At 41.0% G+C, this 25146-nt stretch carries 18 protein-coding genes and 1 pseudogene; 17 read left to right on the top strand and 2 right to left on the bottom strand.

The annotated features are described in order from the left end of the window. Window positions 1–290 precede the first annotated feature (290 nt). Entirely contained in the window at window positions 291–1205 is a 915-nt protein-coding gene (locus tag ACEN8J_RS09755) for a LysR family transcriptional regulator (RefSeq protein ID WP_029515234.1), read from the top strand. A 469-nt stretch (window positions 1206–1674) separates the two neighbouring features. On the opposite strand, the gene ACEN8J_RS09750 is transcribed toward ACEN8J_RS09755, so the two are convergent. Further along, the gene (locus ACEN8J_RS09750) at window positions 1675–2622 is read right to left on the bottom strand and encodes a cation diffusion facilitator family transporter (RefSeq protein WP_025679519.1); all 948 of its coding nucleotides are present in this window, start codon (window positions 2620–2622) and stop codon (window positions 1675–1677) included. 451 nt (window positions 2623–3073) lie between these two features. On the opposite strand from ACEN8J_RS09750, the gene ACEN8J_RS09745 reads away from it, so the two are divergent. The 11 genes from ACEN8J_RS09745 to ACEN8J_RS09695 all read left to right on the top strand — a co-directional run bounded on the left by ACEN8J_RS09745 (window position 3074) and on the right by ACEN8J_RS09695 (window position 16982). Beyond that, the gene (locus tag ACEN8J_RS09745; protein ID WP_342435140.1) at window positions 3074–3697 is read left to right on the top strand and encodes a family 1 glycosylhydrolase; all 624 of its coding nucleotides are present in this window, start codon (window positions 3074–3076) and stop codon (window positions 3695–3697) included. A gap of 642 nt (window positions 3698–4339) precedes the next feature. Continuing rightward, complete coding sequence (locus tag ACEN8J_RS09740; protein ID WP_495594442.1) at window positions 4340–4885, top strand: M26 family metallopeptidase; 546 nt, start codon at window positions 4340–4342, stop codon at window positions 4883–4885. Next, window positions 4854–5147, top strand: coding sequence for a GLUG motif-containing protein (locus ACEN8J_RS09735; RefSeq protein WP_245231639.1), 294 nt, complete (start codon window positions 4854–4856; stop codon window positions 5145–5147). The genes ACEN8J_RS09740 and ACEN8J_RS09735 overlap by 32 nt, the downstream gene beginning before the upstream one ends. A 331-nt stretch (window positions 5148–5478) precedes the next feature. Further along, window positions 5479–6177, top strand: coding sequence for a response regulator transcription factor (locus ACEN8J_RS09730; protein WP_069011890.1), 699 nt, complete (start codon window positions 5479–5481; stop codon window positions 6175–6177). Between the two features lie 2 nt (window positions 6178–6179). Continuing rightward, on the top strand, window positions 6180–7640 hold the full coding sequence (locus ACEN8J_RS09725) for a sensor histidine kinase (protein WP_029515228.1): 1461 nt from the start codon (window positions 6180–6182) through the stop codon (window positions 7638–7640). Between the two features lie 3 nt (window positions 7641–7643). Beyond that, entirely contained in the window at window positions 7644–8783 is a 1140-nt protein-coding gene (locus ACEN8J_RS09720; RefSeq protein WP_029515227.1) for a hypothetical protein, read from the top strand. Window positions 8784–8967: 184 nt separating this feature from the next. Next, on the top strand, window positions 8968–10743 hold the full coding sequence (locus ACEN8J_RS09715; RefSeq protein ID WP_495594441.1) for an acyltransferase family protein: 1776 nt from the start codon (window positions 8968–8970) through the stop codon (window positions 10741–10743). A 27-nt stretch (window positions 10744–10770) separates the two neighbouring features. After that, window positions 10771–11469 carry an SGNH/GDSL hydrolase family protein gene (locus tag ACEN8J_RS09710; protein ID WP_340885513.1) on the top strand — a complete coding sequence of 233 codons (699 nt, stop codon included), beginning with the start codon at window positions 10771–10773 and terminating at the stop codon, window positions 11467–11469. A 46-nt stretch (window positions 11470–11515) separates the two neighbouring features. Further along, entirely contained in the window at window positions 11516–12520 is a 1005-nt protein-coding gene (locus ACEN8J_RS09705) for an LCP family protein (protein ID WP_341070848.1), read from the top strand. Between the two features lie 101 nt (window positions 12521–12621). Next, window positions 12622–15435: a M14 family metallopeptidase gene (locus tag ACEN8J_RS09700; protein ID WP_495594440.1), complete on the top strand. Its 2814-nt coding sequence runs from the start codon at window positions 12622–12624 to the stop codon at window positions 15433–15435. Window positions 15436–15644: 209 nt separating this feature from the next. Next, window positions 15645–16982, top strand: a complete 1338-nt coding sequence (locus tag ACEN8J_RS09695; RefSeq protein WP_495594439.1) for a DUF418 domain-containing protein — start codon at window positions 15645–15647, stop codon at window positions 16980–16982. 1291 nt (window positions 16983–18273) lie between these two features. Here ACEN8J_RS09695 and ACEN8J_RS09690 read toward each other — a convergent pair. Continuing rightward, window positions 18274–18825, bottom strand: coding sequence for a TetR/AcrR family transcriptional regulator (locus ACEN8J_RS09690; protein ID WP_069011876.1), 552 nt, complete (start codon window positions 18823–18825; stop codon window positions 18274–18276). 297 nt (window positions 18826–19122) lie between these two features. Between ACEN8J_RS09690 and ACEN8J_RS09685 the strand changes: the two are divergent. The 5 genes and pseudogenes from ACEN8J_RS09685 to ACEN8J_RS09665 form a co-directional block, all read left to right on the top strand. Continuing rightward, window positions 19123–19711 (top strand): annotated as a pseudogene (locus ACEN8J_RS09685) (alcohol dehydrogenase catalytic domain-containing protein); the annotation flags it as partial. A 69-nt stretch (window positions 19712–19780) separates the two neighbouring features. Next, on the top strand, window positions 19781–21010 hold the full coding sequence (locus ACEN8J_RS09680) for a multidrug effflux MFS transporter (RefSeq protein ID WP_069011874.1): 1230 nt from the start codon (window positions 19781–19783) through the stop codon (window positions 21008–21010). A gap of 79 nt (window positions 21011–21089) precedes the next feature. Continuing rightward, complete coding sequence (locus tag ACEN8J_RS09675; RefSeq protein ID WP_069011872.1) at window positions 21090–21941, top strand: aldo/keto reductase; 852 nt, start codon at window positions 21090–21092, stop codon at window positions 21939–21941. A gap of 247 nt (window positions 21942–22188) precedes the next feature. Then, entirely contained in the window at window positions 22189–23070 is an 882-nt protein-coding gene (locus tag ACEN8J_RS09670; protein WP_029515212.1) for a LysR family transcriptional regulator, read from the top strand. A 186-nt stretch (window positions 23071–23256) separates the two neighbouring features. Further along, complete coding sequence (locus ACEN8J_RS09665) at window positions 23257–25125, top strand: beta-glucoside-specific PTS transporter subunit IIABC (RefSeq protein WP_069011870.1); 1869 nt, start codon at window positions 23257–23259, stop codon at window positions 25123–25125. Window positions 25126–25146: the final 21 nt, after the last annotated feature.

Below are 25146 nucleotides of genomic sequence, written 5' to 3'. Positions count from 1 at the left end.
TAGTAGATAATCTCTGTTTTTTGACTACCCATCTTATCACCCCCACAAAATTTTTACACAGTTTAAAGAATTTATACTTTTAGGATTAAATGGATCTCTGTGCAACTAATAGTCTAAGACAGTTCAATCAATAGTACAATTCAATTATTTATATAATAACCATAGGTTTTACCTATGATATAATGTGTAATATCTAAGATTGTTTATAGTATTCCTATTGAAATTCATGTTAATAAACTTGCAAAATGTAAAGGTAGGAACTATTACCGTTTAAATCAGGAGGCTTAAGAATGGAGTTAAGACAACTTGAATATTTTTACGCTGTGTGCCAAGAGCTACATTTTACAAGAGCAGCAGAAAAGGTAGGGATTTCTCAACCTTCTTTAAGTCAACAAATTCGTTTGTTAGAACATGAAATTGGCACACTTTTATTTGATCGCATTGGTAAAAAGACGGCTCTTACGGAATCAGGGGAATTACTCTTAAAGTATACACGTAACATTTTTCATGAACTGGAACAGGCAAAAACCTCAATAGATGAACTAAATGGCCTTCAAAGAGGAACCATTTCTATAGGCACCTTGTTAACCGTTGAAAATTACCTCATTCCGCCCACATTACGTAGTTTTCATCATCTATATCCTGGTGTTAAGATATCTGTGTTTGGATTACGTACTGGGGATATTCAAAAACAACTGTTAGAAAATAAGCTGGATATAGGCATTGTTTTTTTACCTATGAAAGGGGATGAATTAGAAACTATTTCTTTATATAGAGAGGAAATGGCGTTTGCAGTGCCTGTTGGACACCCGTTAGAGAATCAGGATAAATTAGGTATAGAAGTCTTGCAAACAACACCTTCCATCTTACTTCCTGAACAATATTTTATAAGACAGCTTATAAATAAAGCTTGTAAAGATGTGGGGTTTATTCCAGAACCGGTCTTTGAAATTACAACCATGCAATCTTTAATTAATATGGTTATAGATAGGATAGGGGTAACTATATTACCGCGACCTTACTTAGAGTACCTTAACCATCCTCGTATCAGAATTATTCCCATTTTAAATGTTAATCTTGCTCGATATATAGGAATTATCTACAGGAAAGATAAATACCTGAGTGCTGCGACACGTATTTTTATTAATACTCTAAAAGAGACTTCACTCCATTTGACTCAGAATTTTATGAAAGGCACTGATTAAACAGTCCACTCATTTTATTAATCTTTATTTATATACTACTGGACATATAAAAGAAAGAAGCTACGACGGTCAGTTCTTTTTTGGATTGGAAAAGTCAGAGGGAATAGCTTCAGGTGCTATTAATATGTAAAGAGAACGGAAAAGTCACCATTTCAAAAATAATAAGGTCACCTTGAATCACTGATTGAATCGTATCAAAGGGCAATCGCGTAGGTAAAGATGCGTACGAAAAACCGTATTGTGATGGTGGGCAGACTTGAATTATCTCGATTCAGATATGAATTTGACTTTTGAGAAAATAATGAGGTTTATACTAGATGCCATCGCTCCATTTAAGAAGGAATGACCCATTTTGCGTTAACAGACTTGGATCTAAGTCTACAGAACAAATTTCCAAGGAGTGCATTGGTACTTAGGGGAGCGGTCGAGGATTCAGCCGCTCCAAAAAAGTCAAACAGTCCTCCTTTTATTAATGGCTATGATGTGCATGTGCATCCGGCGCACCTGACTCTATAGTGCACATAATGGATTCATCGTGTCTATGCTGTTCGGACTCGATCTGCAAAGTAGAGTGAGGAATGTTCTTATGCTCCAGCATATGCTCGATACTATGCAGTAGGGCCTCGGTTTCATACACTGTTTTATTTCCATCAACTACAATATGCGCAGTCAGAGCGTTTAAGTTGCTAGTAATTGACCAAATATGCACATCATGTACGGCTTTCACACCTTCGAACTGCGAAATGGCTTGTACGACTTCCTCTACATCAATGTTACGGGGTGTTCCTTCCATAAGCACATGCAGGGAAGACTTACTAACAAAGTAACCACTGCGAAGGACAAGTACTGCGACAATTACACTAGCAAGTGGGTCTGCCCAACCCCATCCCAAGAACATCATCAGAAGAGCGGCAATAATCGCTCCAACAGATCCCAGCATATCGCTGAGGACGTGCAGATAAGCACCTCTCATATTCAGGTTGTGCTCTGTATCGCTACCTCGCATCATAATCCAGGCAACGAGTATATTAATGAACAGGCCAACAATACTGATAACTAGCATCCCTACTGTAGCTACTTCTGGAGGATTTATAAACCTTTCAATCGCTTCGTAAAAAATGTATAAGGCAATCGCAATCAGAGTAACACCGTTTAGCATTGCAGCCAATATTTCAAATCTCCTGTAACCAAAGGTTTTTTCCTTATTGACAGCTTTCTCTCCAAACTTAAACGCGAACAAAGCGATCGCCAACGCAAGAGAATCCGATAACATATGACCTGCATCCGAGAACAAAGCTAAACTATTGGTAATAAATCCACCAAAAGCTTCGACCAGCATGTAAGTAGTGATGATGATGAAGGAGATCAGCAAAACTTTTTTATTGTTGTGTCGATGTCCATGATTATGTCCTGCCATACATATCCCAGCTTTCTATTTTATTAACATATGAGCAACCGTTCATATGTTTTATTGACTTCAATTATATGTGGGGAAAATATACACGTCAAGTGCAGCATGGCGCAACTGTACAGTGACAACAAGTTTATCCCTTACGAGGAATTTGTAATATTTAATGCGGCGGCTATTAGATAGAGTTACTTATGGGAATGACATAAGATAATTTCGCTTTAATCGAAATTATAGGATTTATTTCGACATAATTAGATTCTCTTAGAAAAAGGAATATTGAAGTATTTGACGAATCATTCCATTGATACAATTTCTCCCATAATGGGGTGAATGTATGTACACACCTACCAAGTTAAATAAGATTGGGGTAAATAGATGGTTTGCTTTTAGTAAGAAGCTTAACTGAGAAGTCACGTTTTATGGAGAGCTAGAATATGATCACTAGGTATTAATTGGAATGGATCTAGAGGTAACAAATTATTGCGAAAAACCATTTGAAATCAACCACTCATATTTAAAATCTGATTTTTTGGCTCTGAATTACTATGCCAGTGACACAGCCAAAGCCTGTCCAGAGGTTGCCGATGAACAGTGGTCGGGAGTTAATGTCTCTGGTATCAAGGGAGAAATATCTGGCTTCGAAACACATCCGGGCTTCTATGAAATGTGCGAGAATCCTGCTCTGGAGACTACAGACTGGGCTATAGATCCAACTGGACTGGAATACATTTTGCGTGATATTTATACAAGATATAATATGCACTTGATGATCACAGAGAATGGTCTTGGTGCATACGACGAGTTGACCATTGATGGGAGGATTCATGATGATTACAGAATTGATTATTTGAAAAAACATATCCTCGCAGTTAAAAAAGCGATTGATTTTGGTGTAAAGGTCATTTCCTATAATCCGTGGTCTGCCATCGATTTATTATCCACTAGTAACGGATATAAAAAACGGTATGGATTAATTTATATAGATCGAACAGATGATGATATCAAACAATTAAAGCATTATAAAAAAGATTCTTTTTATTGGTACAAAAAAGTTGTTGAGTCAAATGGGAAAGAAATTTAAGGACCCGTTGAACAAGAAACTCCGCTGAGAACTTTAATATGAGTCCCTTATAAACTCCACGAACAAGCCACTAATCTGTTAGTCTAGGATTAGTGGCTTGCTGTTGTTGGTAGACAATACAAAGTTGCTCTAGAAGTCGTCTAAATGGAGGCTTTAGGGGCAATGAAACCGTCACATATCAGCTGAGTCTTCTCGGTTCATTAATATCTAAGCCAGGTTTATGATTAGAGCATTCTTCGAAGAAGCAGAAGTGTGAATGTTCAAAATTTGTTCAGTTATACCATGCTAAAATCTTCGTATCAAAATAACAGCCAAAACATACAAAGGAGACAGTAATTGTGTGAACAGGAAAGCAGCATCGTTTCATATATAATATTTATTTAATGTATGTCGATATTGCAATGCATATAATCGCATCCTGATTTTAGTAGGCCAGGGGAATGTTATTTAAGGCAGCGGCGATAAAACAAACTGAAAAGCGGGTAACCGTTCTTTCAATGAACGGTTATTTTTCATGCTTAAATTTAAATTTTTCCTTGAGAGAAAATAGCGTTGCTGTACTTAGTACTATATGAGATGAGGTGGCATTAGCCTAAACAATTCAGATGATTTTATTTGTCGCATAAGAAGGAGGAACTTTTATTGTTACCATTAATTAAGGAATTTCGTCTAAACCAAAAGCTTACTTCTTATTTAAAATTAATCCTAGTAGTCATTATTCTTGCCGCAGCTATTGTTCCCGTCGCCCCTTCACGGGCACATGCTTTTTACGGAACGGGAAACGGTACGGAACATAACCCTTATATCATCACGACAGCGGCGATGCTGGATGATATCAGGACTAATCCGAACGCTTATTACAAATTGGGTGCTAATATCCAATTAACGGATCGTACTTGGAACCCGATTGCCAATTTCTCGGGTGTGTTCGATGGGAACGGATACACGATTTCCGGCTTGACGATTAATCAGCCCTTGTCAATGAATGTCGGTTTTTTTGGCAATTTAATGGCTACAGGTATTGTTCGTAACGTTCGGTTAATGGATGTTAACATAATCGGAAATAGGAACGTAGGAAGTGTTACTGGTACAAGTTTCGGTCAAATCAGTAATGTATTTGCATCCGGCAGTGTAGAAGCGCTCGGAGAGGGCACCTATGATTATGCGAGTGGTCTGGTCGGGTGTTAACAACGCGTCGATTACTAAGTCTATATCGGCTGTCAACGTGAGGGGAACCAAATCTACTGGATATGTTGGAGGAATTGCAGGCTATAATATTCAAGGCACCGTCAGCCAAAGTTATGCGACTGGCCAAGTGGATGGACTGTCCCGCGCTGGTGGTTTAGTCGGATACAATTCTAACGGAACCGTGAGCAATTCTTACTCAACGGGTTCAGTCACAACGACCTTCAACCGAGCTGGAGGACTTGCTGGACAAAATGCTGGCTAGGTAACAAACAGCTATTCCAAAACAACGGACACATCACTTTCACATCAGGCGAAGATTTCGTTATTTATGATTGACCTTTCGAATAGGCCAATAACAGCTGGAACTGGGATGAACTTCCTATAAGCAACCTTAGTTTGTTTATCGCTTATGTTGCTTAAGTTTTTATCGAAAAACGCTCATGGTACGGCTTCTTATAACAGAAAAGGTGGGGCTATATGCTGATAGTGGGTATGAGGATTTACAATATACATTTGATTGTTTTCCCCTGAATGATTAATATAATGGACAATGTCATAAACCTACCGTATTAAAAAAAGAGATGAGGATTACGATGAATAAAGCAAAGATTCTTATTATCGAAGATGATGCCCCGATTGCCGACTTGCTTTCGTACGGGCTTTCTATGGAGGGGTTCCAGACACGCACAGCGGCCAGTGGAGCAACGGGAATGCATGAGCTGCAGTCGTTTCAGCCCGATTTGCTGCTGTTAGATTGGATGCTACCTGACCAGAGCGGTCTAGACATTTGCAAAAAGGTGACAACGGACTATAACATACCGATCTGCATGATTACAGCCAAATCGGACATTACCGATAAAATTCTAGGCCTTGAATTCGGTGCCGATGATTATATTACCAAGCCTTTTGATCTGCGCGAAGTTGTTGCACGCATTCGAACCATTTTGCGCAGAGTGGAGCAGGCGAACAGCTCGGACAGGGAAGAAGCCACGAAAGCCGTCATTCGGTTTGACAATATTGAAGTGATCGAAGAAGAACGACTCGTCCAAATAGAAGGCCGTCCTGTTGAATTGACCCCCAAGGAATTTGATCTGCTTATGATGCTGGTTAAACATCAGGGCAAAACCTTTACACGTTCCGAACTGCTTGATCTGGTGTGGGGTTATCATTTTGTCGGAGATACCCGTACGGTTGATACGCATATCCAGAGACTCCGCAAAAAGCTAGACGCCACCGAATGCATTACTACCGTCTTCGGAATCGGGTACAAATTTAAAAAAATGGGTGGATAAGCATGATACGTAAAATCAGCATCAAATTCCTGATCGGTTTTTTTCTGATTTTTTCGCTTTCTTTTGTCGTGCTCAATCAGACAGTCAAGGAATTTATCCGGACAAGCAATCAGAATCTGGTTACCTCCGAACTGATCGGACTGAAAAATAACAGCAACGTGTATGTGCGTCAGGCTTTCCTGATTAACCATTTCAGTAGCAATGAGCTGTATTTTGGAGAAATTGCGAGGGAAATAGCAACTAATCTGAACCATACCACGGACAGCAGTATTGGCGTGTATACGGTGGAGGGCAAATTGCTTTATGCCCCGGACAGCTCCATTTTTCAGCAGCACATGCAAAGCGATCTGCAGCAGGCGATTGGTGGCAATACAGCGTACAGCATTACTTATGATCGTAATAAGACGACTGTCCTTTTCTCCTATCCGGTTGTTATAGACGGTTCAAAGGTGGGCATACTGCGTTTTTACAAAGATTTCAGCTCACTCTACGAACAAACCGGACAGATTCGGCAGATTACCCTCTATATTGCCCTGGCGATTTTTGCGGCAGCTTTTCTGTTTTCCTATATTCTTTCCAGGCATATTACCATCCCGCTGACCAGACTGACGCAAGCCTCCACTGAGGTGAAAAACGGGAATCTGGATATCCGCCTTCACTTTAAACGCAGGGATGAAATTGGCCGACTGGCTGAGAATTTTAACGATATGATTGATCAAATTAGTAGACAGATTCATATTATTGAGAAGGACCGGGACCATTTGAAAGAGCTTCACCAGCAGGAAAAGCGCTTTTTTGACAATATTACTCACGAACTGAAAACGCCATTAACCTCCATTCTGGGATATGCGGAGCTGATCAGAATGAACGGTGAGAAAGACCGTGCTTTTTTTGGCAAAGGGATGAATCATATTATCGAGGAGAGCAAACGCCTGCATGCGATGGTGCTAAAACTACTGGAAGTTTCACGCAAAAATATCATGATCAATGAGCTTGATCGGGTAGATATCGGGCTAATTCTGCAGGATGTATGTGAATCGATGATGATCCGGGCACAGCGCTATAAAAAGACCATTGAATATGAGATGAATGAGGAATTGATGATGTTGGCCGATAGGGACAGAATCAGACAGCTGTTCATCAACTTGATAGATAATGCGATAAAATATAGTTTGCCGTTTTCGGTAGTAACGGTAAAAGCAGTACGGGCAGAAGAAAAGATCCGCTTGATTTTCAGCAATCCAAGCGATCCGATTGAGGCAGAACATCTGTCACACCTGTTACAGCCATTTTATCCAGCTCATTCCGACAGTGCGGAGGAAGGCAGTGTAGGATTGGGGCTCAGCATTGTGAAATCCATCGTTGAAGAATTTGCGGGTTCCATCTCGATTGCAAACGAGCATAATGAAACCATCGTTACGGTAGAATTTAAAGCGCTGGAAACCGCGGGGAACGGAGAATGAATAATGGGCAATAAATATGTTGTAATGCTGCTGGTCCTATCTCTCGTGGTATTACTGCTGTCAGGATGCGGTTCAGAACCAAAAACAGAGACCGTCGTCATCGCCGACAGCAATGAAGTTTCCAGTACCGATCAAAGCTCTCGGCCGTTTCAGGTTCAAAAAATATATCGGCTTCCGGATCGTTTTGCAAATCGGGGGGAGCTACTGGGATGGTCGTCTGGAAATGCCGTTATCGCATCGTTCGGAGCCATGACCATACTGAAGCGAGGCACGGTGGAACGTTTAACTTATCCGTATGAGCAGAGCAAGGCCATACCCGGAATCGGTAAGGTAACTTCCAATACGACACTTTCTCCCGATGGGAAATATATTTGCGAATTTTCTCGTTCTTCCTCGGAGACAACCCTAAGGCTTATTTCCTTGCAGGATGGCAAGGAAAAGGAAATAGACAGGATCAGTACTAGAAACGAGTCTTATGTACAATATGTTTCCTGGTCGGCCAACAGTTCGTATATCGGCTACCTGGTAGAAAATCCGTTTGATAATGGAGCGGATAGCCTGTACATCTACGATATGGGGTCTCAAACTTCTGGCAAGTATCAGTTAAAAGGCATTATGAAGGAAGACACGCTTTTGAGTGTTAACATTGCAAATGATGGCCGCAGCATACTGGTGGAGTTGTTTGGTGCAAAAAAAGGTCAGAAAAAGATACTAACCATGGGGAAGGTTTCCGGGAAGAATATTGAATTTCAATACGAGCGTCAGATTGGTGGAGATTCAGTAGCCTGGATGAATAACGACCAGTTTGTGTTTCTCGGAACGGATAATTCACTGTATGAATATGATCGGCGAAACGGCGAACTCTCCGTCATTCTGGAAAAAGTGTTTGATTTTGAATTCTCGCCTGACAGGAAAAATATCGCATACACCGAGTATGATCAAAATGTTACTTACGTAGGCAAGGTGCAGGGAAGAAATATACTGTATAAGGAACCGGTGTATCGCGGAATTGTGCCGACGCATATATACTGGAATCCGAACAATAAAAGTGTACTGCTTCAAGGACAAAAACAATTGGATTCCTCGCAGACTGCGTCAACGGATTCTCCTAGCAAGGAGTCATTGATCATTGAATTGAAATAGCGGTGAGGATCGCCATGTTTGTAGACGTCAAAAACCTTATTTCGGTTGTTCAGCCGGAATAAGGTTTTTCTTTTTGCAACCGTTGTGACAATTTGTTTACATGTTGATCAAACTTTCGCGACATCTTTTTTTTATAGTAAATGAAGCAAGATCATTAGCCTATAAGGACAAGGAATGGACCATAGTGAATGGAAACCGGAATTTGCACCTGAATCAACCCATAAAACGTTATATGACCGGCCTGGATGGGCTAAGAGCCATCTCTGTGCTTGCTGTTATTGCTTATCATCTTCATTTCAGATGGGCAGAAGGTGGGCTGCTGGGGGTGGAGATTTTCTTCGTCCTATCAGGATATCTGATTACGGATCAGATTCTTTTCGAATGGAGGATGCGCAGTGGTTTCTCCATTATACAATTCTGGATCAGACGAATGCGCAGACTACTGCCGGCCATGATCTTTATGCTGACTGCAGTGGCACTGTGGCTTTTAATTACTGATTTCTCCAGACTGCAGGCGTTAAGAGGCCATTTTGTATCCTCGCTTTTTTACGTAAACAACTGGTATCTCATTTTTCATCATGTTTCATATTTCGAGAGCTTTGGCCCGCCTTCTCCAATCGGTCACCTCTGGTCGCTTTCCATTGAGGAACAGTTTTACGTCATCTGGCCGCTTGTTCTACTGATCGGTCTGTGCCTTGCGCCGCGACGAGGAAGACTGATGTTATACATTCTGGGTTGCGCCGCCGTATCCGCCATAGCCATGGCCGTGATATACGAACCCGGAACAGATCCGAGCAGGGTGTATTACGGGACGGACACGCGGGTGTTTGCCATTTTGATCGGAGCGGCTCTGGCGATAATCTGGCCCAGCTGGAGACTGAGCGAAAATGTATCCTCTTCGTCACGGACCATGCTGGATATGACTGGCGTGCTGGGCATTGTAATGCTGTTTATCATGATCGGTCAGACCAACCAGTTTGATGATTCGCTGTATCGCGGCGGTTTTCTTTATTTATCACTCATTACTGCAGTTATTATTGCTGTACTTGTTCATCCGGCCAATCGACTGGAACGATGGCTCGGCTGCCGGCCTCTGAGCTGGATCGGTAAGCGATCTTACAGTCTGTATATTTGGCATTATCCAATCATTATTTTGTCAAGTCCGGTGGTGAATACCGAAGATGCCAGCTATATACGTATTGCTCTGCAGGTAACGGCCAGTTTCATAATGGCAAGTCTTTCCTACAGATACATCGAAGAGCCCATTCGTCGCGGGACCCTAAAATCACTCCGCAGGTCAGGCGCTGGCAGCCAGTTAGGCCTTGTCGTCATTGTTATCGCCATTATTCTGGTCCTGACATCATGGAAGACGAATTCACCAGATCCTGTGCCTGATGCTCCAGCAACTGTAAGCCAGGAACCCGTCCAGACAGAAAAGGTGCAATCCGGCTTTTCCGATGTAAATACAGGCCATTCAGCAGAAGGAGAGGGGGTCACGGCGATCGGAGATTCCGTCATTCTGGATGCCGCCCCGTTTCTGGAAAAGCAGCTCCCCGGTATGACCATTGATGGCAAGGTGGGACGGCAAATGTCACAGGCTGGGAATGCGCTTGATGACCTGCGGGCACAGGGCAAGCTTGGCCATAAAATTATTATTGAACTCGGCACCAACGGCGTGTTTAACCAGAGTCAACTGAAGTCCTTGCTGACTTCACTACAGGATTCTCGGCAAATTTATCTGATAACGACCAGAGTACCGAGAGGGTGGCAGAATACCGTAAATGACAATCTGCGTGAAATTGCTGGTGAATTTCAAAATGTACGACTTATCGACTGGTATTCGGCCAGCGAAAACCGCAACGATCTATTTTATGACGATGGTGTCCATCTGAAACCAGAAGGAGCTCAGTATTATGCCTCGGTTTTGATTGATGCTATCAAACAGGATAAAACTTACTAGCATGTTAAAGGAAAGGATGAACTAGGTATGAACAAAAAAAATGTCAGAAAAGTGAGGGCATTATGGGGTTTTATGATTCTTCTTATCGTCATAGGAGCCATAGGCCTCCATCTACATTCAAAGCAAAATTCGGATGATAACGAACCACGCGGCAAGGATTCTTCTCTATACAATTTTGATGCGATGCAGCCTGCTGCACAAAAGCCTGGGGCTTCCAGTACCAGCGGAGAACAAGCTCAACCATCCGCGTCCTTAAACGGCGAGGGCGTCACGATGATTGGAGATTCGGTTACGGTCGGAATTGAGCCTTATTTAAAAGAGCAGCTTCCGAATATGACGGTAGACGGCAAGGTTGGCCGGCAGATGTCTCAAGCTGTAAAAGTCATTAATGAATTAGCCACCCAAGGCAAACTGGGAGACCAAGTCATTATCGAACTCGGCACCAATGGTCCGTTTAGCAGAGACCAACTGCACGACGTACTGCAATCCCTTTCTGGAGCCAGACAGGTAATCTTGGTCACCACCCGGGTTCCGAAAGGATGGCAAAACACGGTGAATGACACGATTGCACAGGTTGCCGATGAGTTTAGCAACGTCAGCGTGGTGGACTGGTATTCGGCCAGTGTAGGCAAAGATGAATACTTTTATAGAGATGGCGTCCATTTAAAACCAGGGGGTAGCCGATATTACACTTCACTCCTCGTAGCAGCCTTGCAAAAATCTTAAATACAGAAGGGACAGGCGCGTTCATAATTCGGAAAGGAAGAATGACATGACACAGAGGAAAAAGAGGATATTAATTGTAACATTGTTACTTGTGGTCGCTGCTGTAAGCTTTATTTTTTATTATTTCTTTTCGATTTACAAAGGGCTGGAAGGATTTAATAAGGCTCCGGCAAACTCCCCGTTCATTAATGTAAGCACCGATAATACCGAAGCTCTGGAAGCTCCAGCATGGGAGGGAACTGAGCCTGTCAATATTTTGCTGATGGGTGTGGATGCCCGTGGAAGCGACAAGGGCGAGGTACCCAGATCCGACAGCATGATGGTTGTTTCGTTGAATCCTACCGATAAGCATATCCATGTGTTTTCGATTTTGCGTGACACTTATACGGATATTCCCGGATACGGCAAAAACCGAATCAACACGGCTGTTACGCATGGGCCGGATACGGCGATGAAAGCAGTCAGTGAATTGCTGGGGGTGCCTGTTCATTTTTATGTATATACCGATTTCCAGGGGTTTATTAAACTCGTGGACTCTGTAGGCGGACTCGATTTTTATGTCGAAAAGGATATGTACTATGAAAGCAAGGCCGATCTGCATGAGTACGATATTAATTTAAAGCAGGGACAGCAGCATTTCAACGGCAAAACGGCGCTTCAATATGTTCGTTTTCGTCATGATGCCATGTCCGATTATTCCAGAACAGAAAGACAACGCCAATTTATTACGGCATTAGCCGAGAAGGTCAAAACAACGACTTCCATTATGAAGCTTCCTTCCATTCTAGAGGAAATCAGTCCGTATATCGATACCAATTTGTCAGTCTCCGATATGTGGAATTTAGCTTCGGTAGGGTATCAAAGTACGTTAAAGGGAAATGAACAAATACCGCCAATGAAGCTATTAAAAGAAACTTATGTGGGCAAAGCAGCTGTTCTGGATGTAAAAAGTCGAACTGATTTGAAGCAATTTGTGCAAAGTACCATAAACTCCGACGCTTCTCATTCGATGACAGACAATCCTTCCGGGCAGAAAACAGATCTTGAATAGGATTGGACAATATATAAAATCGTAATTTGCCGGACAATAGTCTGTTAAATGCTCTTTATGAGCACAACATGGTCTTCCGGTTATCCATAGGGGGAAAAAGAATGGGTACAAAACCAATAGTAAGGTTCTGCTTGGCGTTAACCATATCCGCCGCCATGCTTCTGGAGATCACTGCTCCGCACATGGCTATGGCTGATGCTGCACAACGTACAGAAAGCACGTTGTTAAACGATAAACAGAGTCAATCAACAAAAACAATCTCAACGCAGGTTAAAAATATCCCGACACTGAAATTGGATAACAATCTGGCATCCATGACGAAGAAAAGAACCATTAAAGCTAGATTTAAGCTTCCGAAGGGTACCAATATAAAGAAAATAAGCTGGACTTATGGTGGCAAGCCATTATCGGAATGGAAATCGTACAAGGATCACGATTATAATGGCGCCCCCTTTATCACCGTTACTCAGGTCAAAGCAGAAAACGGAGAAGTCACTGCCAATATCAATTTTGGTCTTACTTACGGTACGGAAAATCTTGCCGAACCGAGTCTGCAGCGTCCACTGTACGCCTCATTGATGGGAACCTATGAACTGGCTGCAGCAGTCAACGGCAAAACCGTTGCCCAGGCCCCCATTAAGTTGGTCCCATACGACAGCTTCCGTACGTATGATGAACTGAAGCCGGAGATTGATGCGATTACGGCACAAGCAGCTCAAAAAAACGACAGATACATTAAAACGATGTCGATCGGCAAATCCGTTGAAGGCCGCGATATGTATATGACTGTGGTTGCCAAAGATCAAGCAACGATTGACAAATATCAGAATGTAACTCATCCTGCCATGCTGAATGATCCTGCAAAGCTGGAGAACGATATTCAATCAGGTGCATTCGAAGATTATCAAGTGCCCATCTGGATCAACAATATTCATCCAAATGAAGCGCCGGGCTTTGATGCGATTATCAATTATTTTAAGACCATGGCTCTCGATAAAAATGTTACGTACAAGACCACCTCGTCCAATGGAAAATCGAGTACGGTCACTCTGAATATGGATGATGCGCTTGAACATGTGTTTTTCCTGTTCCTGTATACGGAAAATCCAGATGGAAGGGTGCATACCGAACGTTATAATGCTGAATACTTTGACTTGAATCGGGATAATTCTTATCAAACCCAGCCTGAAACACGCAGTGTTACAGAGCAAATTGCCAAGTGGTCGCCGATTTCTTTCCTAGATCTGCATGGCTTTGATAAGAATTTTCTGATTGAGCCTACCACACCGCCTCACGATCCGAATATTGAATACGATCTGCTTATGGATAACATGGTAGAACAGGCAAAAGCGATGGGTGAAGCAGGTATAGCAAACACAAAGTATGATTACTACCATATTCCTTATGAAGAACATCGTAAAACAGTCGAAAATCCTAAATATGTTTCCAAGGGGACTTCTTCAGGATGGGACGATGCGTCTCCAGCCTATACAGCTGTCTTCGCCATGCACCATGGTGCAATGGGACATACGCTGGAAACACCTGAATCGAATGAAGAGTCGACCAAAGCATTGTATTATAGTGTCGCTGCAGCAACCGATTATGTTATGCAAAAGAAAGAAAATTTATTTTTGAACCAGCTAAAAGTATATGAACGTGGAATCAATAACATCGATGATTATGCCGTAGATCGGTATCTAGTCAATGTCAAAAATCAAGTTATTGGCCGCCCTCGTCACGGTAATGAGAATTTTTTTCCTGAGTATTACGTTTTGCCGATCGATAAGAGTCTTCAAAAAAATCCGCTGGAAGCTTATCGGATGATTGAATATCTTATCCGCAATGGAGTAACGGTTGAACGCTCGACAGAAGCTGTAAGTACTGCTGGCAAAACCTACCCTGCGGGTTCATTTATCATAAATATGCACCAGGCCAAACACGGCATTGCAAACATGGTTTTATATGATGGTATTAACGTCTCAGATTATGCTTCCGTAGCTGGCGAGATTGTGCAGGATTTTCCTGTCCTGCGAGGATTTGAACGTGATGTGGTTAGAGAAACCGGAGTGTTTGCGGGCAAAACTTCTCCGGTGACTTCCGTATCGATTCCGGCCACACCAATGCCGAATGATTCTGCCTATGTCTTAATCCTAAACACCAATAACGATGCCATCAAAACGGTTAATGAATTGCTTAAATCCGGCAAAGTGGTTACGATGCTATCCAAAAGCGGAACAGGATATGAAGCGGGTGACTTTGCAGTCGCCTATGATGATCTGAACCCGCTGGCCTCGAAATACTATCTTGATGTCACGGCATTCGGCAATAACAAACCCGTTGGTAAAGTTCTTAAACCTTCTACGGTAGCCGCTCTCGGCGAATCGGCTTATGTGCTCAAAAATCTCGGTTTTAAAGTGACCGATGATCAGCAGCATGCCGATGTGTTGGTGAATACATTCGATTCCGATAAACTTGTCGAGAAAGGGAAACCATACATTGCTTATGGAAATATGGGGATGGGTAACGTGAAAAACTGTATTCCTCAATTTGCGTTTGCTGGACCGACATGGGAAAGATACGAAGGGGTCTTCCTAGCGAATGTCAAACAGGATAATGTGATTACAGCCCCTTACGATAACGAAGAATACTTCTACACCGTTACAGGTTCTTACATTACGAAACTACCTAAAGCTGCAAAAATTCTTGCAACCATTAGTAATAAAGAAAACTTCTTCAAAGCGGGCTGGTGGCCAGGTCACGATGCTGCAAGAGGAAAGATTATGGCCTTCACCTATATAGAAAACAAAAAGAATATTACTGTGTTCTCTAATGATCTCACCAATGGTGCTCATTCGCAGCAACAATTCCGTTTGCTGGCCAATTCCATTTTTAATGCTGTTCCCAGCAAATCCTAAGTAATTTTGCAAACAGCATTATTCCAGTGATCAACTGTGAATAAGGCTGTTTTCGCGATAAAACGGTTTCGCCTACTGTGACATTTTGTTTACAACTTGATCAAACTTTAGCGACATCTGCAGGATATATTGGACTATAGCGTAACATCATCCTGTACATGCGGGTTGATGAAAAATACGAGTCCAGGATTTTCAAGGAGGAATGCAAGTTGCTAAGCAGTATCAAACTGATAAGCAGATCCGTCAGAGAGTATGAGGAAGAGGCCAATATCAAAATACGAGCCTTTTCCGTAAATAGCCAATTGAATGAAAATCAAGTAAATGAAAAGACGGTTGCTAATAAATTAGATGATAAAGAAGTAGATACAGCAGGTATATCCAATTCATCCTACGACGTTACACAAACCGATATTCCTTCTCGAAACTCTGTAGAAGAGTCGAAAAGAAGGCGGGGCACCGGGCGTCTTGTAGCACTTGATGCAGTACGAGGAATGGCGGTGCTGGGAATGTATTTGCAGCACTTCGGATCGAACCCAAACGTTTCTGCGATTGTTTCCGGAAACACGACACTATTATTCGTATTGTGCGGGGGTATATCTTATTCCATTATGGCACAGCGCATGATGGAATGGGGAGCGGAAACGGCCGCTTTCCGTGCGCGAATGCTAGCCCGTGCAGTATTTGTTGATATTATTGGTTATTTGCTTATTATGCTGAACACTCCATATGGCATCATTTTGCCTGCCTATTCAGCTATGTTTGTGCTGGCCCTTATGTTATTTCGCCGTTCGACCCGCACCATTGTTACAACAGCAGCAGTTTTGCTCGTGACAGCCCCGCCGCTAATGATTCTGGGATCAAGTATTTTCTCAAAAGCTTATCTTCTTGGTGATATTGCAGGAGGTCCAATGTCTGCTATCGCCTTGATCCCTGCATTTGTTACTGGTATGGCCATTGGCCGCTTTGACCTGACCAGATTACGCACAGCTCTCATACTCGCAGGCAGTGGTATCGTTATGCTTGTTATTGGCAAAGCACTGGCTGCTTTTGTACTTCCGAATTGGAGTCTCCACTTTGAACAATGGCTGGTAAGGATGCAAGGAGTTGCTCCTGTACAGCCACCGGATGAATACGCAATTTGGCCGCTTAATACGGAATCACCAATGTGGCATATGCTCTTGCAGTCGGCTCCGCACACCGCTTCGACCTTCCAAACGATGATAGGATTAGGAATTTCATTCTTGGTATTGGGCGTTGCATGTCTCATATCCAAAAAAGCCTCTACTGTATTATTGCCTTTTGCAGCAGTCGGACGTATGGCTCTGACCATGTATGCCATTCAATTTGTAATAGTTTGGTTTCTGTATCTGGCAAAGATTGGGCACAGTCTGGACGGAGTTCCGTTCGGCAACGTAATAGTTGCAGTTGTTACACTGTTGCTGGGATTGTTGTTTGCTAAGCTTCCTGTTGGTCCGCTTGAAGGATTGATGCGCCGTTTTGACCGATTGTTCTGCCCTACCCAACCAGTCTCACAAACAGTAAAGTAGATAGCCTTCTTGATACTCTATATTTATAGTCATAGAAAACATCGGATTTCAATTAAAACGGACTGATCAAAATCACAACAGATAAAAAAAATAAAGGTTTTGTGAATTAATTTAGTTATTTATTTCCAGGTTTTAAGTATTGCCTATGTTGTACAATGACAACAAGTTTACCCCAACTAAGTCCTGATAATATCAGGATTTTTTTATATTTAGGGGAGAATGACAACAAGTTTGCCTCTTTCGAGGAATTTGTAATATTTAAAGGGGCGGCTATAGTTAGAGTTACTTTGTGGAATGACATGATTATTTTTTGTTCCAATCTACAATACATATCGATGTTTTGTATCTGTTACATTTAATTTTTTTGTCCAATTAAAGTGTAGAAGATCACCATATGATTTTGCTCGTCGTTTCTAATATGGGTGTAAAGTGTGGTTGTTTTGGGATCAGAATGACCGAGCATTTAAGTCCACAGAAGTTTGGGCTTTTCTTTGATAATTAGAAATTCTTTTTTGTGGTATGAGAGCCCTAAAACCCCAGATGATATTTGTATCTTTATCCCACATCAAGCATCTCTTTATAAGACGAGTAATCTCTTTTTCATTAATACCCGCAGCTTTAAAAATTTCTTTGTTCGTTAGAGCATGATGCTAGTTGGCAAGATAGAGAAGTTGAACTTAGAGATTTTTTACTCAATACAAGACACAATGATTCAAATTCTAATATCACAGATTTTTTGTATTAACCTCCATCATAGTTATTTTTTGACAGTTCCGTACGAGCACTTAAGAAATAGCCCCATCTTTACCGTCGGGTCAAAAGAAGAAAAAACTTTATCGCTAACGCCTTCTTACAATTGGTGTTTAACAATCCTGTCTCCCTCAATAAAGCTATCGGAAACGTAACTTTTGCATCAGACGCCCGTAATAACTAGCACTCTCATTATGTTGGGCAAGTTTTATTAGTTACTGGAGTAGAGGGTTGGTATCAAGTAGACGGAAAACCAGTTCAATTCCTTAAAACAGGCGATGTGGTGAACATTCCACCGAACGTAAAATATTGGCATGGGTTACGAAGGATAGTTGGATTTGTATACTTAGTACTCACACTGGGGTGATACAGACCGGTTAGAAAACGTAACCGAGAAAGAATATGAAAACTCTAACAAAAAAAATGAAAAAACAAGCAGAAGCGGCAGCCAATCGGCTGCCGTTGTTTTAGTGTTTCGTTATATACTGTGACCTTTATTGAAAAGGAAAAAGGTCATTTTCTTTACAGAATATAATACCGATTAAAAACTTCTTTCTAACAAGGTGCCAACTTGCGTGGCCATGACTTGCGGTGAATAGGGCATTCCATTTCGAATCCACCATTCAATGACCCCTACATAAGCAGTCCCAGCATATTGCAACATCACATCTTCGACTAATTCCGTATTTTTCCCGCTTTCTTTGTCAATCTCCCCTTTGAACCCTTCCATGAAATAAGCAAGTAGCCGCGTTCTAAAAGATGAAGGTGTACCTTTTGATGCTGCTAGCATGGTTGAAAAAAGCAAATAATTTTTCTCAAAGTACTCGAAATATGGAACAAGAGCATCAGCCCACTCCATCTGACATGCCCACGTATCCATTTCTTTTAATTCATTAATGTGTGTTTCCATGATTTGATCTAATAAATCATATTTGTCCTGATAATGAAGATAAATTGTACCGCGGTTTACGTTTGCCTTGTTTGCAATGTCTTGAATGGTAATGTCATCGAAGTTTTTTACAGCCATCAGTTCAATAACGGCTTTTTTTAAGGATTCTTGCGTTTTTAGGATTCTCCGATCCACTTTAATCATCTTCTCTTTTCCCCCTGATCAAAAAATAATGAACACTTTTCGTGATGATGTTGCTATTTCAACAAATTGCGCTTTTTTAACCATTGAACTTAGGTTTCTTTTTTTATAATAATAGACATAAGTTGATAAAACAACCAGTATTGTTTATTCGCTCTCCGTGGCTTACTTACCTAAAAAAAGGAGAACTTAAATTTAGAAAAGAGGGTGTTCACATGGTGTTTAATAAAGAAGTGTGGATAATCATTACTAATTTCTAAATAGCTAACTGATAAAAATTCTATTCATTGGAGGTTATATATGATTAATGCTAATGCACGTGCTGTGTTCGGTCCAGAAGGTTCTACAGTTGAGCGCAGTGATCTTAAGCCGCATAATATTCTCATTAAGATCAAGTATGCGGGTATTTGCCACTCTGACATCCATACTGCCCGTGGAGATTGAGGGCCAGTCCAATATCCTCCCGTTCCAGGACACGCTGGAATTTTCGCCCAGATTGGTTTGGAAGTCACAAAGTATACTGTTGGTGACCGAGTAGGAGTTGGCTGTATGGTTGATTCCTGTGGAGAGTGCGAGAGTTGCCGTAGAGGAAAGGAGCAATATTGTCTTAATGGACATACGAGTACCTACGGAGTCATCGATAGATATGGACAATATACGCAGGGAGGTTATTCCACCCATATCGTTGTAATAACGGAGGATTTCGTGGTTCGAATTCTAGACGGCATTAATCTTGATGTCGCCGCTCCACTTTTATGTACTGGGATCACAACGTATCCGCCGCTGCGCCATTGGGGTGTTGATTCCGGCTAAAATATAGCGGTCGTTGGATTTGGTGGACTCGGACACATGGTGTGAGATCGCTCATTCTATGGGGGCAGAAGTAACAAACCCATAACATCTAAAGCAAATGCGTTAGTTTAAAGAAAGCATTAAAACAATCATAGGAGTAAAAGGAATGAAATATAAGACCCAAAAAAATTCTCTCGGTTTTGCTCTAATATTGGCCATATTTTCGGCGTTGGGGCCGTTTACCGTCGATATGTATCTTGCATCACTTCCGCAAATCGCTGTTTTTTTTGGAACAAGCGCAACTGCGGTTCAAGCGAGTTTAACCACTAGTCTGTTAGGATTAGGGCTAGGACAGTTGATAATGGGACCTTTAAGCGACATTTATGGAAGACGCCAGCCTTTGTTGATTTCCATGATACTATATATCCTTTCCTCTATTGGATGCGCTTTTGCACCAAGCATAGGATGGTTTATATCTTTAAGATTTATACAAGGGGTTGCTGCGTCCGCTGGACTCGTTATTTCGCGCGCTATTGTTCGAGATCGGTTTAGTGGGATTGAAATGACTAAGTTTATATCGTTGCTGACAATGATAAGCAATGTGGCACCGTTAATTTCCCCTACGGCTGGAAGTACGGTTATGTCATACAGCTCTTGGTTAGGTGTATTTATATTTTTAGGGGTGCTAGGCATAGGGTTAACTGGGATAACCATATGGGGGTTAAAGGAAAGCTTACCTGTACAACAACGTATTTCAGGCAGTCCCCGTGCGTTGATGAAAAATTATAATAGCTTATTCCGAAAGCGGTCTTTTATAGGGTATGCTCTAGTCAATGGCATATTGTTCGCAGGTGTTTTTGCCTATGTTGCAGGTACCCCATTTATTTATCAAAACATATACGGCGTGTCGCCGCAACTGTTTTCAATCCTCTTTGCGTTGAATGGCCTTGCTATTATCTTGGGATCTCAATTCGTCAAACTGCTTGCAGACCGGGTAACGGAAAGTCGATTGTTTTTGATCGGAATAATACTAGCGTTTATATCTTCTGCTGCAGTCTTATTTATAGTACTAGTACATGGAGTATTATCAGCTATGTTTATTTCGATCTTCTTATTCGCTTTATCCATTGGGATCATTGGCCCCATCTCTTTTACATTAGCAATGGAATCGCAGGGGCATATTGCAGGGGGCGCGTCCGCCGTGCTCGGCACTTTACAATTCGCATTAGGTGCCGTTACGTCTCCACTTGTGGGAATTGCAGGCGAAAATTCTGCTATACCTTTTGGAATTATTATTTTTTCTACAAGTTTATTATCTATAATTACCTATCTCATTCTGGTTAAAGGGATAAAAAAATTATCCGGTACCAAAAATAGCTTTGAATCCAATACTTAACCAATCGCTTGCGAACATTAAGATCTATGCGAGGCCCCAGCATTCTAAGACTTGAGTATAAAAAACAGGAGGATCTAAAATGCAAAGTGTTACACTAAACAATGGTGTCGAGATGCCGATACTCGGATTTGGGGTTTATCAAATTGATGATGAAAATGTATGCGAAGAATCGGTTTGTAATGCCCTAATGGAAGGTTACCGCTTGATTGATACCGCTGCTGTTTATAGCAATGAAAAAGCAGTCGGTCGTGCCATCAAGCAGAGTGGCGTGCCCAGAGAGGAAATATTCGTTACAACAAAGCTTTGGATTCAGGATGCAGGTTACAAGAGTGCTAGGAAAGCATTCGAAACATCACTGAAAAAACTGCAACTGGATTATTTGGATCTGTATCTCATTCATATGCCCTTTGGCGATATCCATGGTTCATGGCGTGCGATGGAGGAATTATATCATGAGGGGAAGATCAGGGCAATCGGCGTAAGTAACTTCCTAAATGATCGCCTGATGGATTTAATCGTTCATCATGAAATCGTTCCTACTGTAAACCAAGTTGAAACGCATGTATTTACACAACAAGTAGAAAATGCTCAATTTATGAAGGATCACCATGTTCAGATTGAGTCCTGGGGACCATTTGCTGAAGGGAAAAATGACATTTTCAAAAATGAAGTATTGGCATCAATAGCTGAGAAACATCATAAATCCATGGCTCAAGTTGCTTTACGTTGGTTGATACAAAGAGGAATTGTTGCGATTCCAAAGTCCGTTCATAAGGAAAGAATTATCGAAAACTTTAATATCTTTAACTTTGAAATGAGTAGGGAAGATATGGAAAGGATTGCTACGTTGGATTCCAAAGAGAGTTTAATCTTATCCCTTCACGATCCTGAAAACGTGGAACGGCTCAGCAACATGAAAATTCGTAACTAATTTTGGGGAGGCCTTATCACAAAATGCTCAAACCCAACAACACTATGTTCACGTAACAGTACCCAAGTCCTTCCCATATATCGATTCAATTCCACATATAAACATATGCATATAGAACTGATTAATGGTTATAATGGCAGAGAAGTGTGTGAAAAAGTAAACTGAAAGAACGGTATTTAAGATGGTAAGTTAATTACTAGGACATATTGAATCTATTCATAAGCACATATTGTCAACAGGGGGAAACATGGAGTTAAGAGTGCTTCGTTATTTTCTTACAGTCGCTCGTTTGGAAAGTATTACGCATGCAGCAAATGTACTACATGTAACACAGCCGACATTAAGCAGACAATTAGCTGACTTAGAAAAAAATTTAGGAACTCAATTGCTTATTCGCGGTAAAAAAAAGGTGTCATTAACGGATGCTGGCATGCTTTTACGTCAGAGGGCAGAAGAAATCCTAACGATTGCGGATAAAACAGAGAGAGAATTCAAAGATCAAAATAATCTGGTTGGAGGAACTATCTCTATAGGAAGCGTCGAATCACTAACATCGCATTATTTATTTCAAACATTAAAAGCTTTTCATGAAGAGTATCCACAGGTTAATTATTATATTTATAGCGGAACAGGGGATGATATAAAGGAAAAAATAGACAAAGGATTACTTGAAATTGGGATTTTATTAGAGCCCATAAATATTGAAAAATACGATTTCATCAGATTGCCTCAAAAGGAACGATGGGGAATTCTAACACAGGCTTCATCCCCTCTTGCACAAAAAGAATATGTTACTCCCAATGATCTTGTTGGAGTTCCTTTACTTCTTTCTAGTCGTCCAACAGTACAAAATGAAATTGCTAATTGGTTTGCTGATGAATATGAAAATATACATGTTCTAGCCACATACAACTTAATTTCTAACATAGTTAATTTTGTAGATAATGGTATGGGAACTGCTATTTGTATTGAAGGTGCTCTTGCGATGACAGGTTCAAAACATCTTTGCTTCAGACCATTTTTTCCAGAACTCAAATTTAGTTGTGTTATTGTTTGGAAGAAACACAAGATTTTTAACCAGGCTACTTCTCACTTAATTCAATTAATCAAGTATGCCTCACAAGCATAATAAAACATAGATTATAGGTATTGGATAAGGTTATTTATCTAGTGATATCTTAAAGGTGCAGCTTGAATGAAGCCTTTAAATATTACTGATAAATAACTTTTTTTATTTAGCAGGTAAAGTTGTTTATGTTTAATAAATAAAAGGCGTAATTCATTGTTCAACAACAAGAAGAGGGGGCATTTTCTAATGAGCAAAAAATATGAAAAATTAGCTCAGGATATTGTAGAGAAGATTGGTGGTAGTGAAAATGTATCAACACTAACTCATTGTATGACAAGGCTTAGATTCGCACTAAACCAAAATAAAAAAGCCGATCAAGACGCTATTAAAGCTTTAGATGGCGTGATTGATGCGATTGAAAGCGGCGGACAATTTCAGGTGGTTATTGGCACCCATGTTGAAGAAGTATATGAGGAAGTGATCAAATATATAAAACATGCAGAAAATATAGATGATACATTATCTAACGAAAAAAATGTAAGCGTTTTTGGCAAATTAATCGATTTTATTTCAGGTACATTCAGTCCAATCGTTCCGGCTATTGCAGGCGCGGGAATGATAAAAGCGCTATTGGCTTTGCTGATCTTATTTAATGTAGTTTCAAAAGCGTCACAAACTTACTATGTAATCAATTTCATGTCGGATGCCATTTTTTATTTCTTACCCTTCTTATTAGCATATTCGGCTGCAAACAAATTAAAATGCAGCCCTGTACTGGCACTTGTGTTGGCTGGGATATTGCTTCATCCGAATCTGGATCTATTGAGAACTGCGGGTAATAATGTTAGCGTTTTTAATATTCCATTGACACTTGTTGCTTACAGTTCATCGGTTGTTCCGATTCTATTAACCGTGTGGGCGCAATCCTACATTGAACCATTCTTTAAAAGAGTCATTCCTAACGCTGTAAAAATTATTTTTGTTCCGATGTTTACCATTCTGGTTGTTGGATTTATTTCCTTAACTGCACTAGGACCGCTAGGTTCTTTCTTCGGAACATATTTGGCAATGGGGTTTGATTTTTTGGGATCGCACGGAGCATGGGTGGTCATTTTCATAATTGCAACCTTCTGGCCACTCCTTGTTATGTTTGGACTTCATCACAGTATCGTTCCGTTATCATTGGCTCAAATCACGACATTGGGATATGAAAATATCATTGGACCTGGAGCCATGATATCCAATATTTCGCAAGGTGTAGCCGCGTTGATTGTCAGTTGGAGAACAAAGGATACAGTATCCAAGCAAATCTCCACTACAAGTGGAATTACAGGCTTAATGGGAATTACAGAAGCAGCACTTTACGGTGTTAATTTACCTAAAAAATATCCTCTTGTTGCGGCTATGATTGGATCCGCTGCTGGAGGGCTTTACGCAGGGGTTATGGAAGTTTCACGTTATGCAACAGGTTCATCAGGGCTTCCAGCTATTCCGCTTTATATTGGAGAAAACATTTGGAATTTCTATAATATACTCATCGCATTATTAATTACAACGGTTATAACTGCAGTGCTTACCTACTTATTAACCTTAAAATATGAGAAAGAAACGTCTGAGCAGAATAAAGTCACCACAAACGATAAAATCATCACACTTAAAAATACGGTTATTACAAGTCCTATCAAAGGTGAAATGATTCCATTGAAGGATGTTCAAGATGCGGCCTTCTCCACAGAAGCAATGGGAAAAGGAGTTGCCATTGAGCCAAGCGAAGGAAAAGTGGTCGCTCCTTTTGATGGGAAAATTGTTTCGCTGTTTCCCAAGAAACACGCAATCGGTTTACTCTCCGATGATGGGGTTGAAATACTCATCCATATAGGATTGAACACCGTTAAACTGAATGGGAAGTACTTTGAAGCTCATGTTGAAGAGGGTCAGAGAATTACCAAGGGACAGACACTAATCACGTTTGATTTGGAGAAAATCAGAGAGGAAGGATATGTTACCCAGACCCCGGTGATCGTTACGAATACTTACAGTTATGCTGATGTGCTAACTAATAACAGTAGTGCAGTCACTGATTTTAACAATGAGTTGTTAGTCCTAATAGTGTAACCATATCAAATTCAAGGAGTG

It is taken from the genome of Paenibacillus sp. Paensp38 (assembly GCF_059491915.1).
The sequence above is the reverse complement of the archived record's forward strand: the minus strand, read 5'-3'. Positions and strand labels throughout refer to the sequence as shown.

Coding starts and splice junctions, on each gene's coding strand:
- ACEN8J_RS09755 (WP_029515234.1), top strand. CDS start 291: ATGGAGTTAAGACAACTTGAATATTTTTACGCTGTGTGCCAAGAGCTA.
- ACEN8J_RS09750 (WP_025679519.1), bottom strand. CDS start 2,622: ATGGCAGGACATAATCATGGACATCGACACAACAATAAAAAAGTTTTG.
- ACEN8J_RS09745 (WP_342435140.1), top strand. CDS start 3,074: ATGGATCTAGAGGTAACAAATTATTGCGAAAAACCATTTGAAATCAAC.
- ACEN8J_RS09735 (WP_245231639.1), top strand. CDS start 4,854: ATGATTATGCGAGTGGTCTGGTCGGGTGTTAACAACGCGTCGATTACT.
- ACEN8J_RS09730 (WP_069011890.1), top strand. CDS start 5,479: ATGAATAAAGCAAAGATTCTTATTATCGAAGATGATGCCCCGATTGCC.
- ACEN8J_RS09725 (WP_029515228.1), top strand. CDS start 6,180: ATGATACGTAAAATCAGCATCAAATTCCTGATCGGTTTTTTTCTGATT.
- ACEN8J_RS09720 (WP_029515227.1), top strand. CDS start 7,644: ATGGGCAATAAATATGTTGTAATGCTGCTGGTCCTATCTCTCGTGGTA.
- ACEN8J_RS09710 (WP_340885513.1), top strand. CDS start 10,771: ATGAACAAAAAAAATGTCAGAAAAGTGAGGGCATTATGGGGTTTTATG.
- ACEN8J_RS09705 (WP_341070848.1), top strand. CDS start 11,516: ATGACACAGAGGAAAAAGAGGATATTAATTGTAACATTGTTACTTGTG.
- ACEN8J_RS09700 (WP_495594440.1), top strand. CDS start 12,622: ATGGGTACAAAACCAATAGTAAGGTTCTGCTTGGCGTTAACCATATCC.
- ACEN8J_RS09690 (WP_069011876.1), bottom strand. CDS start 18,825: ATGATTAAAGTGGATCGGAGAATCCTAAAAACGCAAGAATCCTTAAAA.
- ACEN8J_RS09680 (WP_069011874.1), top strand. CDS start 19,781: ATGAAATATAAGACCCAAAAAAATTCTCTCGGTTTTGCTCTAATATTG.
- ACEN8J_RS09675 (WP_069011872.1), top strand. CDS start 21,090: ATGCAAAGTGTTACACTAAACAATGGTGTCGAGATGCCGATACTCGGA.
- ACEN8J_RS09670 (WP_029515212.1), top strand. CDS start 22,189: ATGGAGTTAAGAGTGCTTCGTTATTTTCTTACAGTCGCTCGTTTGGAA.
- ACEN8J_RS09665 (WP_069011870.1), top strand. CDS start 23,257: ATGAGCAAAAAATATGAAAAATTAGCTCAGGATATTGTAGAGAAGATT.